Source organism: Streptomyces sp. NPDC042100, from assembly GCF_055582325.1.
Map to the genome: position 1 here is coordinate 109,491 of NZ_JBVJDK010000006.1, position 14,093 is coordinate 123,583.

The 14,093-nt window shown below is 72.9% G+C and carries 10 protein-coding genes and 1 riboswitch; of the genes, 8 read left to right on the forward strand and 2 right to left on the reverse strand.

Features of this window, described 5'->3' with window-relative positions:
- The first annotated feature begins 45 nt into the window (after positions 1–45).
- Complete coding sequence (locus ACZ6J5_RS15315) at positions 46–753, forward strand: TetR/AcrR family transcriptional regulator C-terminal domain-containing protein (RefSeq protein ID WP_469391542.1); 708 nt, start codon at positions 46–48, stop codon at positions 751–753.
- Between the two features lie 107 nt (positions 754–860).
- Here the strand turns inward: ACZ6J5_RS15315 and ACZ6J5_RS15320 are convergent, their stop codons facing one another.
- Positions 861–3,317, reverse strand: a complete 2,457-nt coding sequence (locus tag ACZ6J5_RS15320; protein WP_469391544.1) for a DNA gyrase/topoisomerase IV subunit A — start codon at positions 3,315–3,317, stop codon at positions 861–863.
- Positions 3,318–3,540: 223 nt separating this feature from the next.
- On the opposite strand from ACZ6J5_RS15320, the gene ACZ6J5_RS15325 reads away from it, so the two are divergent.
- The 4 genes from ACZ6J5_RS15325 (at position 3,541) to ACZ6J5_RS15340 (ending at position 8,364) form a co-directional block, all read left to right on the forward strand.
- Entirely contained in the window at positions 3,541–4,890 is a 1,350-nt protein-coding gene (locus ACZ6J5_RS15325) for a M16 family metallopeptidase (RefSeq protein WP_469391546.1), read from the forward strand.
- Between the two features lie 26 nt (positions 4,891–4,916).
- Positions 4,917–6,284: a M16 family metallopeptidase gene (locus ACZ6J5_RS15330; protein ID WP_469392148.1), complete on the forward strand. Its 1,368-nt coding sequence runs from the start codon at positions 4,917–4,919 to the stop codon at positions 6,282–6,284.
- A gap of 201 nt (positions 6,285–6,485) precedes the next feature.
- A riboswitch (cyclic di-AMP (ydaO/yuaA leader) is annotated at positions 6,486–6,652 on the forward strand.
- Positions 6,653–6,664: 12 nt separating this feature from the next.
- Positions 6,665–7,435 carry a M23 family metallopeptidase gene (locus tag ACZ6J5_RS15335; protein ID WP_469391548.1) on the forward strand — a complete coding sequence of 257 codons (771 nt, stop codon included), beginning with the start codon at positions 6,665–6,667 and terminating at the stop codon, positions 7,433–7,435.
- A gap of 245 nt (positions 7,436–7,680) precedes the next feature.
- The gene (locus tag ACZ6J5_RS15340) at positions 7,681–8,364 is read left to right on the forward strand and encodes a GntR family transcriptional regulator (RefSeq protein WP_469391550.1); all 684 of its coding nucleotides are present in this window, start codon (positions 7,681–7,683) and stop codon (positions 8,362–8,364) included.
- Between the two features lie 168 nt (positions 8,365–8,532).
- On the opposite strand, the gene ACZ6J5_RS15345 is transcribed toward ACZ6J5_RS15340, so the two are convergent.
- Positions 8,533–8,814, reverse strand: coding sequence for an HPr family phosphocarrier protein (locus tag ACZ6J5_RS15345; protein WP_076095604.1), 282 nt, complete (start codon positions 8,812–8,814; stop codon positions 8,533–8,535).
- Positions 8,815–8,988: 174 nt separating this feature from the next.
- Between ACZ6J5_RS15345 and ACZ6J5_RS15350 the strand changes: the two genes are divergently transcribed.
- The 3 genes from ACZ6J5_RS15350 (at position 8,989) to ACZ6J5_RS15360 (ending at position 14,011) form a co-directional block, all read left to right on the forward strand.
- Positions 8,989–11,988, forward strand: coding sequence for a bifunctional acetate--CoA ligase family protein/GNAT family N-acetyltransferase (locus tag ACZ6J5_RS15350; RefSeq protein ID WP_469391552.1), 3,000 nt, complete (start codon positions 8,989–8,991; stop codon positions 11,986–11,988).
- Positions 11,989–12,209: 221 nt separating this feature from the next.
- Positions 12,210–12,806: a DUF5998 family protein gene (locus ACZ6J5_RS15355; protein ID WP_469391554.1), complete on the forward strand. Its 597-nt coding sequence runs from the start codon at positions 12,210–12,212 to the stop codon at positions 12,804–12,806.
- The gene (locus ACZ6J5_RS15360; protein WP_469391556.1) at positions 12,806–14,011 is read left to right on the forward strand and encodes an alkaline phosphatase family protein; all 1,206 of its coding nucleotides are present in this window, start codon (positions 12,806–12,808) and stop codon (positions 14,009–14,011) included. The genes ACZ6J5_RS15355 and ACZ6J5_RS15360 overlap by 1 nt, the downstream gene beginning before the upstream one ends.
- The last annotated feature ends 82 nt before the right edge of the window (positions 14,012–14,093 follow it).

Consider the following 14,093-nt stretch of genomic DNA (forward strand, 5'->3'; position numbering starts at 1 on the left):
GATCCCCTTAACGGCGTTAAGTTGTCAAGGGGATACCGTGACCGGGTGGCGACGAAGAAGACGACCCGGCTCGACCCCGCATCGGTGGCGGAGACCGCGTTGAGCCTGCTGAACGAACGGGGCCTCGACGGGCTCACGCTCCGCGCGATCGCCCAGGAGCTGAACGTCCAGGCCCCCGCGCTCTACTGGCACTTCAAGAACAAGCAGGCGCTGCTCGACGAGATGGCGACCGTGATGTACCGGCGGATGGTCGAGGACCCCGCCTCGCGCCCGGCCGGCGAGCTCACCTGGCAGGAGCGGATCCTCGCGGTCAACCGGGGCCTGCGCGCCGGGCTGCTGCGCTACCGCGACGGCGCCAAGGTCTACAGCGGCGCCCGCTTCACCGGCACCGACTTCGCCGCCGACATGGAGCTCCAGCTGGGCTCGCTGGTCGACGCGGGCTTCTCGCTGCACCAGGCCGTCCGGGCCAGCACCACGGCGTATCTGTACACCCTCGGCTTCGTCACCGAGGAGCAGGGCACCGAGCCGGTGCCGGGGGAGCGCCGGGAGGGCTTCGACCTGGAGGGGCGCGCGGAGCGGCTCGCCGGGTATCCGCTCGCGGCGGCGGCCGGACCGGAGCTCTTCGCCGACTACGACGACGGCTTCGAGGAGGGCCTGCGCCTGATCGTGGCCGGGATCGAGGCCGTCTACGCCCCCGCCGGGGCCCGTCCCCCCGGCCCCGGGGCCACCGCCCGAGCCGCCGAGGCCCCCTGAGGCGCCGCTCCCCCCCCGCGTAGCCGAAAGCCCTCCTCGTACCCGAAAGCCCTCCGCCCCGCGCGGGTGCGCGCGGGGCGGAGGGCTTGCTGCGGACCGGGGCCGGGCTAGCCGATCGGGCCCGCCACGATGTCCACCGGCTGCGTCAGCGGGGTGCCCGAGCCGTCGCGGCGCGGGTCGGGGTCCGGGAGCTCGGACGGGGTGCCGTTCTTCTGTGCCGCGTGGGCGGGGACGACGCCCGCCCAGGCCAGGATCAGGACGTCCTCGCCCTTCAGGAAGCGCTGGCAGCGCACACCGCCGGTCGCCCGGCCCTTGCGCGGGTACTGGTCGAACGGGGTCAGCTTCGCCGACGTGGCCGAGGCGTCCAGCGTGCCCGTGGAGCCCGCGACCGTGAACACCACCGCGTCCGCCGCCGGATCGACGGCCGTGAAGGAGATGACCTCGGCGTCCGGGGCCAGTTTGACGCCGGCCATGCCGCCCGCGGGCCGCCCCTGCGGCCGGACCTGGGCGGCCGGGTAGCGCAGCAACTGGGCGTCGGAGGTGATGAAGACCAGGTCCTCCTCGCCCGTTCGCAGCTCCGTCGCGCCGACGATCCGGTCGCCGTCCTTGAGGGCGATGACCTCCAGCTCGTCCTTGTTGGACGGATAGTCCGGCACCACGCGCTTCACCACGCCCTGCAGCGTGCCGATCGCGAGCCCCGGTGAGGTCTCGGCGAGCGTGGTGAGGCAGACCACCGTCTCGTCCGCCTCCAGGGAGAGGAACTCGGTCAGCGGCGCGCCGCCCGACAGGTTCGGCGCGGCGGCCGTGTCGGGGAGCTGCGGGAGGTCGATCACGGCGATTCTCAGCAGCCGGCCGGTCGACGTCACCGCGCCGACGTCACCACGCTGGGTGGCCGCGACCGCGGAGACGATCGCGTCGTGCTTGACGCGCTTGCCGTCCGGATCGGCGGGCGGCACCTCCGCCGTCGCCGTGCGGGCGAGCAGACCCGTGGAGGACAGCAGCACCCGGCAGGGGTCGTCCGCGACCTCCAGGGCCACGGCGGCGACGGGGGCGCCCGCCGACTCCAGCAGGACCGTCCGCCGGTCGGTGGCGAACTTCTTGGCGACCGCCGCCAGCTCCGCCGAGACCAGCTTGCGCAGCTCGGAGTCGGAGTCCAGGATCCCGGTCAGCTCGTCGATCTCACCGGTGAGCCGGTCGCGCTCGGTCTCCAGCTCCAGCCGGTCGAACTTGGTGAGCCGGCGCAGCGGGGTGTCCAGGATGTACTGCGTCTGGACCTCGCTCAGGGAGAAGCGCTCCATCAGGCGCTCCTTGGCCTGCGCGGAGTTGTCGCTCTCCCGGATCAGCCGGATGACCTCGTCGATGTCGAGGAGCGCGACGAGCAGCCCCTCCACCAGGTGCAGCCGGTCGCGCTTCTTGCCGCGGCGGAACTCGGAGCGGCGCCGGACCACCTCGAAGCGGTGGTCGAGGTAGACCTCCAGGAGCTCCTTGAGGCCGAGCGTGAGCGGCTGGCCGTCGACCAGGGCCACGTTGTTGATGCCGAAGGACTCCTCCATGGGCGTCAGCTTGTACAGCTGCTCCAGGACCGCCTCCGGCACGAAGCCGTTCTTGATCTCGATGACCAGGCGCAGGCCGTGGTTGCGGTCGGTGAGGTCCTTGACGTCGGCGATGCCCTGGAGCTTCTTGGAGCCGACCAGGTCCTTGATCTTGGAGATCACCTTCTCCGGGCCGACGCTGAAGGGCAGTTCGGTGACGATGATGCCCTTGCGGCGGGCCGTCACGGTCTCCACGCTCGTGGTCGCGCGGATCTTGAACGTGCCGCGGCCGGTCGCGTACGCGTCCTTGACGCCGGAGAGGCCGACGATCCGGCCGCCGGTCGGCAGGTCGGGACCCGGCACGAAGCGCATCAGCGCCTCCAGGTCCGCGTTCGGATGGCGGATCAGGTGGCGGGCCGCCGCGATGACCTCGCCCAGGTTGTGCGGCGGCATGTTGGTCGCCATGCCGACCGCGATGCCGGAGGCGCCGTTGACCAGCAGGTTCGGATAGGCGGCGGGGAGCGCGACCGGCTCCTGCTCCTGGCCGTCGTAGTTCGGCGCGAAGTCGACGGTGTCCTCGTCGATGGACTCCGTCATCAGGAGCGCGGCCGGCGCCATCCGCGACTCCGTGTACCGCATGGCGGCCGGCGGGTCGTCGTTGCCGAGGGAGCCGAAGTTGCCGTGGCCGTCGACCAGCGGGAGGCGCATGGAGAAGGGCTGCGCCATGCGGACCATCGCGTCGTAGATCGACGCGTCGCCGTGCGGGTGCAGCTTGCCCATGACCTCGCCGACGACACGGGCGCACTTGACGAATCCGCGCTCGGGCCGCAGACCCATCTCGCTCATCTGGTAGACGATGCGGCGCTGCACGGGCTTCATGCCGTCGCGGGCGTCGGGCAGCGCGCGCGAGTAGATCACCGAGTACGCGTACTCGAGGAAGGAGCCCTGCATCTCGTCGACGACGTCGATGTCGAGGATTCGCTCCTCGAACGCGTCGTCCGGCGGCGGTGTCTTCGTGCTGCGGCGGGCCATCGCGGCTGCGGCTCCTTCACCAACAAGGTTGATCTGACGCGGACCATTGTGGACCGTCCCGCTGACAACCGGCACCGCGACCCGTGCCTGAGGGCGCCCGGGGTCACCGTCGCGCCCCTCCGCGACCCGGAAGAGGGACGTCGGCGAGGGACGGGAACTTCGCCAGGTGTCGGCGCGCTTGCATACAGTGGCAGGACTTCACATCGCGATCGAAGGGACGTACATGCCCATGGGTCACACGGCCACGGCCGAGGCCGGCTCCGGCGGCCTGACAGCGACCGAGCACCGGCTGGCCAACGGCCTGCGCGTGGTGCTCTCGGAGGACCGCCTGACCCCGGTCGCCGCGGTCTGCCTCTGGTACGACGTCGGCTCGCGTCACGAGGTCGAGGGCCGCACCGGCCTCGCCCACCTCTTCGAGCACCTGATGTTCCAGGGCTCGAAGCAGGTCCACGGCAACGGCCACTTCGAGCTGGTGCAGGGCGCCGGCGGCTCCCTCAACGGCACCACCAGTTTCGAGCGCACCAACTACTTCGAGACCATGCCGGCCCACCAGCTGGAGCTCGCGCTCTGGCTGGAGGCCGACCGCATGGGCTCGCTGCTGGCCGCCCTGGACGACGAGTCGATGGAGAACCAGCGCGACGTCGTCAAGAACGAGCGCCGCCAGCGCTACGACAACGTGCCGTACGGCACCGCCTTCGAGCGCCTCACCGCCCTCGCGTACCCCGAGGGCCACCCGTACCACCACACGCCCATCGGCTCCATGGCCGACCTGGACGCGGCCACCCTGGAGGACGCGCGGAACTTCTTCCGCACGTACTACGCGCCGAACAACGCGGTCCTCTCGGTCGTCGGTGACATCGACCCGGAGCAGACGCTCGCCTGGGTCGAGAAGTACTTCGGCTCGATCCCCGGCCACGACGGCAAGCCCGCGCCGCGCTCCGGCGAGCTCCCCGGGGTCATCGGCGAGCAGATCCGCGAGGTCGTCGAGGAGGAGGTCCCGGCCCGCGCGCTGATGGCCGCCTACCGGCTGCCGCACGACGGCACCCGCGCGTGCGACGCCGCCGACCTGGCGCTGACGATCCTCGGCGGCGGCGAGTCCTCCCGCCTGCACAACCGGCTGGTCCGCCGCGACCGCACCGCCGTCGCCGCCGGTTTCGGCCTGCTGCGGCTGGCCGGCGCGCCCTCGCTCGGCTGGCTGGACGTGAAGGCCTCCGGCGGCGTCGAGGTGCCCCGGATCGAGTCGGCCGTCGACGACGAGCTGGCCCGCTTCGCCGCCGAGGGCCCGACGCCCGAGGAGATGGAGCGCGCGCAGGCCCAGTTGGAGCGCGAGTGGCTGGACCGGCTGGGCACGGTCGCCGGCCGCGCCGACGAACTGTGCCGGTACGCGGTGCTGTTCGGCGACCCCCAGCTCGCCCTGACCGCCGTGAACCGGGTCCTCGACATCAGTGCCGAGGAGGTGCAGGAGGTCGCCAAGGCCACGCTGCGCCCGGACAACCGCGCGGCGCTGGTCTACGAGCCGGTGGGCGCCGACGGCGACAGCGAGAGCGACGAGGAAGAGGGAGCGGACCAGTGACCGACACGGCCGCGTCTTTGACGAACATGACCTTCCACCCCCAGCCCCAGCCGGGCCAGGCCAAGCCCTGGGCCTTCCCGGCCCCGGAGCGCGGCGCCCTGGACAACGGGCTGACGGTGCTGCGGTGCCACCGCCCCGGCCAGCAGGTGGTGGCCGTCGAGATCTCGCTCGACGCCCCGCTGGACGCCGAGCCCGAGGGCCTGGACGGCGTGGCCACGATCATGGCCCGCGCCCTGTCGGAGGGCACCGACCAGCACACCGCCGAGGAGTTCGCCGCCGAGCTGGAGCGCTGCGGCGCCACCCTGGACGCGGCGGCCGACCACCCGGGCGTACGGGTCTCCCTGGAGGTCCCGGTCTCCCGGCTGCCCAAGGCGCTCGGCCTGCTCTCGGAGGCGTTGATCTCCCCGGCGTTCCTGGAGACCGAGATCGAGCGGCTGGTGAACAACCGCCTCGACGAGATCCCGCACGAGTCGGCCAACCCGGCCCGCCGCGCGGCCAAGCAGCTCTCCAAGGAGCTGTTCCCGGCCTCCGCGCGCGTCTCCCGGCCCCGCCAGGGCACCGAGGAGACCGTCGCGGCGATCGACGCCGCCGCCGTCCGCGCCTTCTTCGACGCGCACGTGCGGCCCGCCACGGCCACCGCCGTCATCGTCGGCGACCTCACCGACGTGGACGTCGACAAGGTGCTCGCGGAGACGCTGGGCGCCTGGACGGGCGACGCAGGCACCCGGCGCCCCATGCCGGCCGTCACGGCCGACGACACCGGGCGGGTCGTCATCGTGGACCGCCCCGGCGCCGTCCAGACGCAGCTGCTCATCGGCCGCGTCGGCCCCGACCGCCACGACCGCGTGTGGCCGGCCCAGGTGCTCGGCACGTACTGCCTCGGCGGCACCCTCACCTCCCGGCTGGACCGCGTCCTGCGCGAGGAGAAGGGCTACACGTACGGTGTGCGCTCCTTCGGCCAGGTGCTGCGCTCCGACGGCGCGGGCCACGGGCTCTCGCTGCTCGCCATCAGCGGCTCGGTGGACACCCCCAACACGGGTCCGGCACTTGACGACCTGTGGAAGGTGCTGCGCACCCTCGCCGCCGAGGGCCTGACGGACGCCGAGCGCGACGTGGCCGTGCAGAACCTGGTGGGGGTGGCCCCGCTCAAGTACGAGACGGCCGCCTCCGTCGCGGGCACCCTCGCCGACCAGGTCGAGCAGCACCTCGCGGACGACTACCAGGCGCAGTTGTACGCGCGGCTGGCCGAGACCGGCACGGTGGAGGCGACCGCGGCCGTGGTCAACGCCTTCCCGGTGGACCGGCTCGTGACGGTGCTTGTCGGCGACGCGGCGCAGATCGAGGAGCCGGTGCGGGCCCTGGGCATCGGCGAAGTGACGGTCGTGACCGGCTGATTGAGCCGCCGCCAGGCGGACGAGGAGACCCCGACGGCATGGTTCGTCGGGGTTCTCCTTTTTGTCCGTATTGCCGCTCGTGTGATCTTCTGCCCTGTGGCATGTCTTACAAAAAAGCGTGTCTGTTTGGCGATTGACCGAAGATCGGCCTAGCGTCGATCCGGCTGTCCGCCCGTTGTACGACGCCGCATTCGCGGCAACGGACAGTCATCGCCGAGTCCCCGTAAGGCGCGAGCCTGGGGAGCCGGGGACCCATCGCAGTCCCTGGGGTGAATCGGACGCCTTCGCTCAGCGAGCGGAGGGGCCCGTAGGAGACCTTCCTGCTCCGAACCCGTCAGCTAACCCGGTAGGCGAGAGGGAAGGAAAGGATCAGCCACTTCATGGCGTTCACCCGTGCCACCGGGAAGCATCGTGGTCCGAGCCGCATGGCGCGCCGCTCCGTGGGCATCGCCGGTGTGGCGACCCTCGCGACGACCGGCGTCATCGGCACCCTGGCCTCCCCGGCGTTCGCCGCCGACACGGAGCCCGCCTCCCCGGAGGACACCGGCCTCACCAAGGTGATCACCGCCGAGTCCATCGCCGAGCGCGTCGACGCCCAGGCCGCCGCCCAGGAGAAGGAGGCCGTCGAGGCCGCCGCCCGGGTCAAGGCCGCCGCCGAGGCCAAGCGCAAGGCCGAGGCCCGCGCCAAGGAGGCCCGCGCGGCCCAGGAGCGCGCCGCCCGGGAGGCCGAGCGCAAGCGCCTGAACTCCTTCCAGCTCCCCGTCGCCGGCACGTACGTGAGCACCGGCTACAAGACCGGCGGCTCGCTCTGGTCCTCCGGCAGCCACTCCGGCATCGACTTCCACGCCGCCTACGGGAGCAAGGTCGTCTCCGTCGGCTCCGGCACCGTCGTCGAGGCCGGCTGGGGCGGCGCGTACGGCAACAACATCGTCATCCGGATGAACGACGGCACGTTCACCCAGTACGGCCACCTCGCCTCGATCGGCGTCTCCGTCGGCCAGACGGTCACCCCCGGCGACCAGATCGGCGTCTCCGGGTCCTCCGGCAACTCGACCGGCCCGCACCTCCACTTCGAGGCCCGTACGTCCGCCGAGTACGGATCGGACGTCAACCCGGTCTCCTACCTGCGTGCCCGCGGAGTCCACGTCTGACGTGTGCGTTCTGTGAAGAAGTCCCGGCTCGAACGAGCCGGGACTTCTTTTTTGTTTCCGTATTATCGGGTGGCATCGGAAATTCCGGCATCCTGCAATAGAGTCGCAGGGGTCGCCGGACGGGCGCCATGCGGTGGGTTTCGCTCGGGTCGAGCCGGATCGCATCGAGCCGGATCGCGTAGAACCGGATCGAAACGAGCCGGATCGAAGTGAATCGAATAGCGGATCACATACGGAGGTCGGACATGCGTGTTCCCGCGCACTCGGTATGCACGGCGATCCGGGACGACATCGTCTCCGGCGTCTTCGCGCGGGGTGCCCGCCTGACGGAGGAGCAGCTCGCGCGCCGCTACGGGGTCTCCCGCGTGCCGGTCCGCGAGGCGCTGCGCACGCTGGAGTCCGAGGGCTTCGTGGTCACCCGGCGGCACGCGGGCGCGCATGTCGCCGAGCCCACCGAGCAGGAGGCGGCGGACCTGCTCGACGTGCGGACCCTGCTGGAGCCGCTGGGGGCCGCCAGGGCCGCCCAGCGCCGCTCGGACGCGCACCTCAAGGTGCTGCGCGGGCTGGTCAGGCTGGGGCAGGAGCGGGCCAGGCGCGGCCAGGGGGAGGATCTGCGCGCGCTCGGCGCCTGGTTCCACGAGACGCTCGCCCAGGCGTCCGGCAGCCCGCCGCTCACCGCGCTCCTCACCCAGCTGCGGCACAAGATCGCCTGGATGTACGCGGTCGAGCCGGCCGTCCGGCCCGTGGAGGCGTGGGCCGAGCACGGGGCGATCGTCGACGCCGTCGCGCGCGGGGACGCGGAAAGGGCCCGCGCGCTGACCGCGCTGCACGTGGAGCGCGCTCTTCCGCTGCACCGGCCGCGGCGGGCGGAGCGCCCGCGTGTGAGGGTTTCGCAACATGCCGTCAACACGGCGGGGCCGCGGAATTAACATGGGCGCCGTATACAAGAGGAAGGCGATTTCCGGCGTGCGGGTAATTTGCGCTGTCGAAATCGAATTCCTCTTGGCGGAAACGCTTCAGGGAAGCAGAAAGGACCGTACCGGCCGGAATTCCGGCGAGTACGGCCCTTCGTGATCCGTCGTCGGGGAGGAGACGGATCAGACGGTCTCGGGGAGCTCCTCGAGACCCTCGGCGACCAGCTTCGCGAGGCGGTCGAGCGCGGCGTCGGCGCCGTCGGCGTCCGAAGCGAGCACGATCTCCTCGCCGCCCTGGGCACCCAGGCCGAGCACCGCGAGCATGGACGCGGCGTTGACCGGGTTGCCGTCGGCCTTGGCGATCGTCACGGGGACGCCGGCGGCCGTGGCGGCACGGACGAAGATGGAGGCGGGGCGGGCGTGCAGGCCCTCGGCCCAGCCGACGTTGACGCGGCGCTCAGCCATGGTGGTTGCCCTTCAACTTTCAGCGGTTGTCTAGACCAGTCTCTCACGGGCGGCGAGATGCTCGTGCCGACCTTCGGCCCGATATCGGCGGCCTTTAGGCCCTCCCTACCTTGCACGGTGGGCACCCGCCGCGCGACCGGTGCCGCTGTCGGACCCCGGTCGTAGTCTTGCCCCATGCACAGCGCGTCGGAACAGTCCGAACAGCCGGAGCACGCGTACCCCGACCACTGGGAAGCCGACGTGGTCCTCCGTGACGGCGGCACCGCGCGCATCCGTCCGATCACCGCCGACGACGCCGAGCGGCTGGTCAGCTTCTACGAGCAGGTCTCGGACGAGTCGAAGTACTACCGCTTCTTCGCGCCCTACCCCCGGCTCTCCGCCAAGGACGTGCACCGATTCACCCACCACGACTTCGTGGACCGGGTGGGACTCGCGGCCACGGTCGGCGGGGACTTCATCGCCACCGTGCGCTACGACCGGATCAACGCCCTGGGGCGCCCCGCCGCCGCCCCCGCCGACGAGGCCGAGGTCGCCTTCCTCGTCCAGGACGCCCACCAGGGGCGGGGTGTCGCCTCCGCGCTCCTCGAGCACATCGCGGCGGTCGCGCGGGAGCGGGGCATCCGCCGGTTCGTCGCCGAGGTGCTGCCCGCGAACACCAAGATGATCAAGGTGTTCACGGACGCCGGCTACACCCAGAAGCGCAGCTTCGAGGACGGCTCCGTGCGCCTCCACCTCGATCTGGAGCCCACCGACCGCTCGCTCGCCGTCCAGCGCGCCCGGGAGCAGCGCGCCGAGGCCCGGTCCGTGCAGCGGCTCCTCACCCCCGGCTCCGTCGCCGTCATCGGCGTGGGCCGCACCCCCGGAGGGGTCGGCAGGGCCGTGCTCCGCAACCTTCTGGACGCCGGTTACACCGGCCGGGTCCACGCCGTGAACAGCGCCCTGGGGGACGGGCCGCACGAGCTGGAGGGCGTCCCCGCCTTCCGGGGCGTCGCCGACATCGGCGAGGACGTCGACCTCGCCGTCGTGGCCGTGCCCGCCGAGCGGGTCCCCGAGGTCGTCGCCGCGTGCGGGGAGCACGGGGTGCGGGGCCTGGTCGTGCTCTCGGCCGGCTACGCGGAGAGCGGGGCCGAGGGCCGCGAGCGCCAGCGCGCGCTGGTGCGGCAGGCCCGCTCGTACGGGATGCGGATCATCGGGCCCAACGCCTTCGGGATCATCAATACGGCCGAGTCCGTCCGGCTGAACGCCTCGCTGGCCCCCCAGATGCCGGCCGCCGGGCGGGTCGGACTGTTCACCCAGTCCGGCGCCATCGGCATCGCGCTGCTCGCCGGACTGCACCGGCGCGGCGCCGGACTCTCCTCCTTCATCTCCGCCGGGAACCGGGCGGACGTCTCCGGCAACGACCTCCTCCAGCACTGGTACGACGACCCGGACACCGACGTCGTCCTCCTCTACCTGGAGTCGATCGGAAACCCCCGGAAGTTCACCCGGCTCGCCCGGCGCACCGCCGCCGTCAAGCCGGTCGTCGTCGTCAAGGGCGCCCGGCACAGCGGCAGCGCCCCGCCCGGCCACCGGGTCCCCGTCACCCGCATCCCGCACGCCACGGTCTCCGCCCTGCTGCGGCAGGCCGGCGTCATCCGCGTGGACACCGTCACCGAGCTCGTCGACGCGGGCCTCCTCCTCGCGGACCAGCCCCTCCCGGCCGGCCCCCGCGTCGCCATCCTCGGCAACTCCGAGTCCCTGGGGCTGCTCACCTACGACGCCTGCCTCACCGAGGGCCTGCGCCCGCTGCGGCCCCTGGACCTGACCACCGGGGCCACCCCCGCCGACTTCCGCACCGCGCTCGCCGCCGCCCTCGCGGACGACGCCTGCGACGCCGTGGTCGTCACCGCGATCCCCTGGGTCGGGGAGAACGGGGCGACCGAGTCCGGCGACGGCGAGGTCCTGGCCGCCGCCCTCCGCTCCGCCGTCGAGGACGCGCGGGGCACGGCCAAGCCGGTCGTCGTCGTCCACGTCGAGATGGGCACCCTCGCGGACGCCCTCGCCGCGGCGACCCGCACCCGCCCGGCGGCGTCCGACGGCGCGGCCGGTCCGGGGCGTACGGTCGGCTCGGACCGTACGGCGGGTCCGGATCGTACGGCCGGACCGGACCGTACGGCTGCGGCCGGGGGCACCTCCATCCCCGCTTTCGCTTCCGGTCCCGGTCCCGCTTCCGGTTCCGGTCCCGCGTCCGTATCCGCGTCCGAGCATCCCCCCGTACCCCACCCGGACGCGCAGCCCCAGGGTGTGCCCGCCGTCCGCCCCATCCCCGCCTACCCCGCCGCCGAGCGGGCCGTGCGGGCGCTCGCCGAGGCCGTGCGGTACGCGCAGTGGCGGCGGCAGGCGGCGGCCGAGCCCGGACGGGTGCCCGAGTTCGACGGCATCGACGAGACCGGGGCCGCCGGCCTCATCGCGCGGGCGCTCGCCGCCGACGGCGGCGACCCGCGCGGGGTGACGCTCGACGCCGAGGGGGCCAGGGGGCTCCTCGGGCGGTACGGGATCGACGTCCCGCCCGCCCTCCCCGCGCCCACCCCCGACGAGGCCGTCCGCGCCGCCGCCAGGCTCGGCTTCCCCGTCGCCCTCAAGACCACGGCCCCGCACCTGCGCCACCGCCCGGACCTCGGCGGAGTCCGGCTGGACCTGGCCACGGAGGAACAGCTCCGTACCGCGTACGCCGAGCTCACCGAGGCGCTCGGCAAGCCCGAGGAGCTCCAGCCGGTCGTCCAGGCGATGGCCCCGCGCGGGGTCGACACCGTCGTCCGCGCGGCCATCGACCCCGCCGTCGGCGCCGTCCTCTCCTTCGGCCTCGCCGGAGCCGCTTCCGAGCTCCTCGGCGACATGTCCCACCGGCTCGTTCCCGCCACCGACCGGGACGCCGCCGAGCTCGTCCGCTCCATCCGCACCGCCCCGCTCCTCTTCGGCTGGCGGGGCGCCGCCCCGGTCGACACCCCCGCCCTCGAAGAGCTGCTGCTGCGCGTCTCCCGCCTGGTCGACGACCACCCCGAGGTCGTCGCCCTCTCCCTCGAACCCGTCGTCGTCGCCCCGCGCGGCCTCTCGGTGCTGGGCGCCACCGTCCGACTGGCGCCGCCCCCGCCCCAGACCGACCTCGGCCCCCGCCGCCTGCCGAGCTACCAGTGACCGCCACCGACCCCACCGACCCCACCGACCGCGCCGACCGCGCCGACCGCGCCGACCCCGCCGGCCGCGCCGATCCCGGCAGCACCGGTGACGCCCGCGTCACCGGAGGTGCCACGGCTCCCCCGGGGGAGTCCCATGTCACAGCCCCGGCGCTCACGAACGGCCCAGACCCCCCGCACAACCGGCCAAGCGGTCCTTGTGCACGGATTAGGATGGAGTCCATGGCGAAGACCGGTACGACGACCCAGGGGCTGCGCGCGGCGATCGAGCGCAGCGGCTATTACCCGGCCCTCGTGGCCGAGGCGGTGGAGGCCGCCGTCGGCGGCGAGGCGGTCTCGTCGTACGTGGTCCACCAGGAGACCACCTTCGACGCGAACGAGGTCCGCCGCCATGTCACCGTCCTCGTCCTGACGGCCCACCGCTTCATCGTCAGCCACACCGACGAGCAGGCGGCCGACACCAGCTCCCCGACGCCGTACGCCACGACGTCCACCGAGTCCGTGAAGCTCGACCGGATCTCGTCCATCGTCGTCAGCCGCGTCGTCGCCAACCCGGAGTCCTACACCCCGGGCACCCTGCCCCGCGAGGTCGTCCTGACCATCGGCTGGGGCGCCGTCTCCCGGATCGACCTGGAGCCCGCCGCCTGCGGCGACCCGAACTGCGACGCCGACCACGGCTACACCGGCAACTCCACCGCCGACGACCTCAGCCTCCGCGTCAGCGACGCCGGCGACGGCCCGGACACCGTCCGCCAGACCCTCGCCTTCGCGCAGGCGCTCTCCGAGGCCACCGCGGACACCGCCGCGGTGACCCGCTGATGGCGCAGCCCGCCTCCGTGGCCCAGGGCTGGCCGGACGACCCGGTCCCGCTCGACCCCGCCACCGCGCCGCTCCCCGAGTACGGCAGCGGTTCCCTCGGCGACCTGCTCCCGACGCTCGTGGCCGGGCAGGGCGTGCCCGGCTTCGAGTCCCGGATAGCGGAGCTCGCCCCCGCCGACCGCAACTGCGTCTTCCTCATCGACGGGCTCGGCTGGGAGCAGATCAAGACCCACCCCGACGAGGCCCCCTACCTCGCCTCGCTGCTCGACGGCTCCCGAGGAGGCACCGGCCGTCCGCTGACCGCGGGCTTCCCGGCCACCACCGCCACCTCGCTCGCCTCGGTCGGCACCGGCCTCTTCCCTGGTGTCCACGGGCTCCCCGGCTACACCGTGCGCAACCCGGACACGGGCGAGCTGATGAACCAGCTCCGCTGGAAGCCCTGGACCTCGCCCCGCACCTGGCAGCCGTACCCCACGGTCTTCCAGCTCGCCCACGAGGCCGGGATCCACACCGCCCAGGTCTCCTCGCCGATGTTCCAGGACACCCCGCTCACCAAGATCGCGCTGAGTGGCGGAACGTTCCACGGACGGCTGTCCGGCGAGGAGCGGATGGACTTCGCGGCCGAGCAGCTCGCCGCCGGCGACCGCTCGCTGATCTACACGTACTACAGCGAGCTCGACGGCGCCGGACACCGCTTCGGCATAGACTCCGACGCCTGGCGCGGCCAGCTGATGTTCGTCGACCGCCTCGTGCGGCGGCTGGCCGAGCAGCTTCCGCCGCGCGCCGCGCTCTACGTCACCGCCGACCACGGCATGGTGGACATCCCCTTCGACGAGGACCACCGCATCGACTTCGACGAGGACTGGGAGCTGCGCGCCGGCGTCGCCCTCCTCGGCGGCGAGGGCCGCGCCCGGCACGTGTACGCCGTCCCGGGCGCCGAGTCCGACGTCCTCACCTGCTGGCGCGAGGTCCTCGGCGACCGCTTCTGGGTGGCGGGCCGCGACGAGGCCATCGAGCTCGGCTGGTTCGGCGACCGGGTCGACGAGCGGGTGTACGGGCGGATCGGCGACGTCGTCGCGGCGGCCCAGGACGACCTCGCCATCACGGCCTCCGTCAACGAGCCGAACGAGTCCGCCATGGTGGGGATGCACGGTTCGATGACCGCCGCGGAGCAACTCGTGCCGCTGCTCGAAGTACGCTCCTGAGGCTGCCGAGCCCACCCGGCATCACGCCCGAACCCGCACCACGCCCGAACCCCGCACCAAGCCCGAACCCCGGATCACGCCC

Bases quoted from the DNA above. Each gene is read 5' to 3' on its own strand.
- ACZ6J5_RS15325 (WP_469391546.1), top strand. From the start codon at position 3,541: ATGCCCATGGGTCACACGGCCACGGCCGAGGCCGGCTCCGGCGGCCTG.
- ACZ6J5_RS15330 (WP_469392148.1), top strand. From the start codon at position 4,917: ATGACCTTCCACCCCCAGCCCCAGCCGGGCCAGGCCAAGCCCTGGGCC.
- ACZ6J5_RS15355 (WP_469391554.1), top strand. From the start codon at position 12,210: ATGGCGAAGACCGGTACGACGACCCAGGGGCTGCGCGCGGCGATCGAG.
- ACZ6J5_RS15360 (WP_469391556.1), top strand. From the start codon at position 12,806: ATGGCGCAGCCCGCCTCCGTGGCCCAGGGCTGGCCGGACGACCCGGTC.
- ACZ6J5_RS15320 (WP_469391544.1), bottom strand. From the start codon at position 3,317: ATGGCCCGCCGCAGCACGAAGACACCGCCGCCGGACGACGCGTTCGAG.
- ACZ6J5_RS15345 (WP_076095604.1), bottom strand. From the start codon at position 8,814: ATGGCTGAGCGCCGCGTCAACGTCGGCTGGGCCGAGGGCCTGCACGCC.
- ACZ6J5_RS15335 (WP_469391548.1), top strand. From the start codon at position 6,665: ATGGCGTTCACCCGTGCCACCGGGAAGCATCGTGGTCCGAGCCGCATG.
- ACZ6J5_RS15350 (WP_469391552.1), top strand. From the start codon at position 8,989: ATGCACAGCGCGTCGGAACAGTCCGAACAGCCGGAGCACGCGTACCCC.
- ACZ6J5_RS15340 (WP_469391550.1), top strand. From the start codon at position 7,681: ATGCGTGTTCCCGCGCACTCGGTATGCACGGCGATCCGGGACGACATC.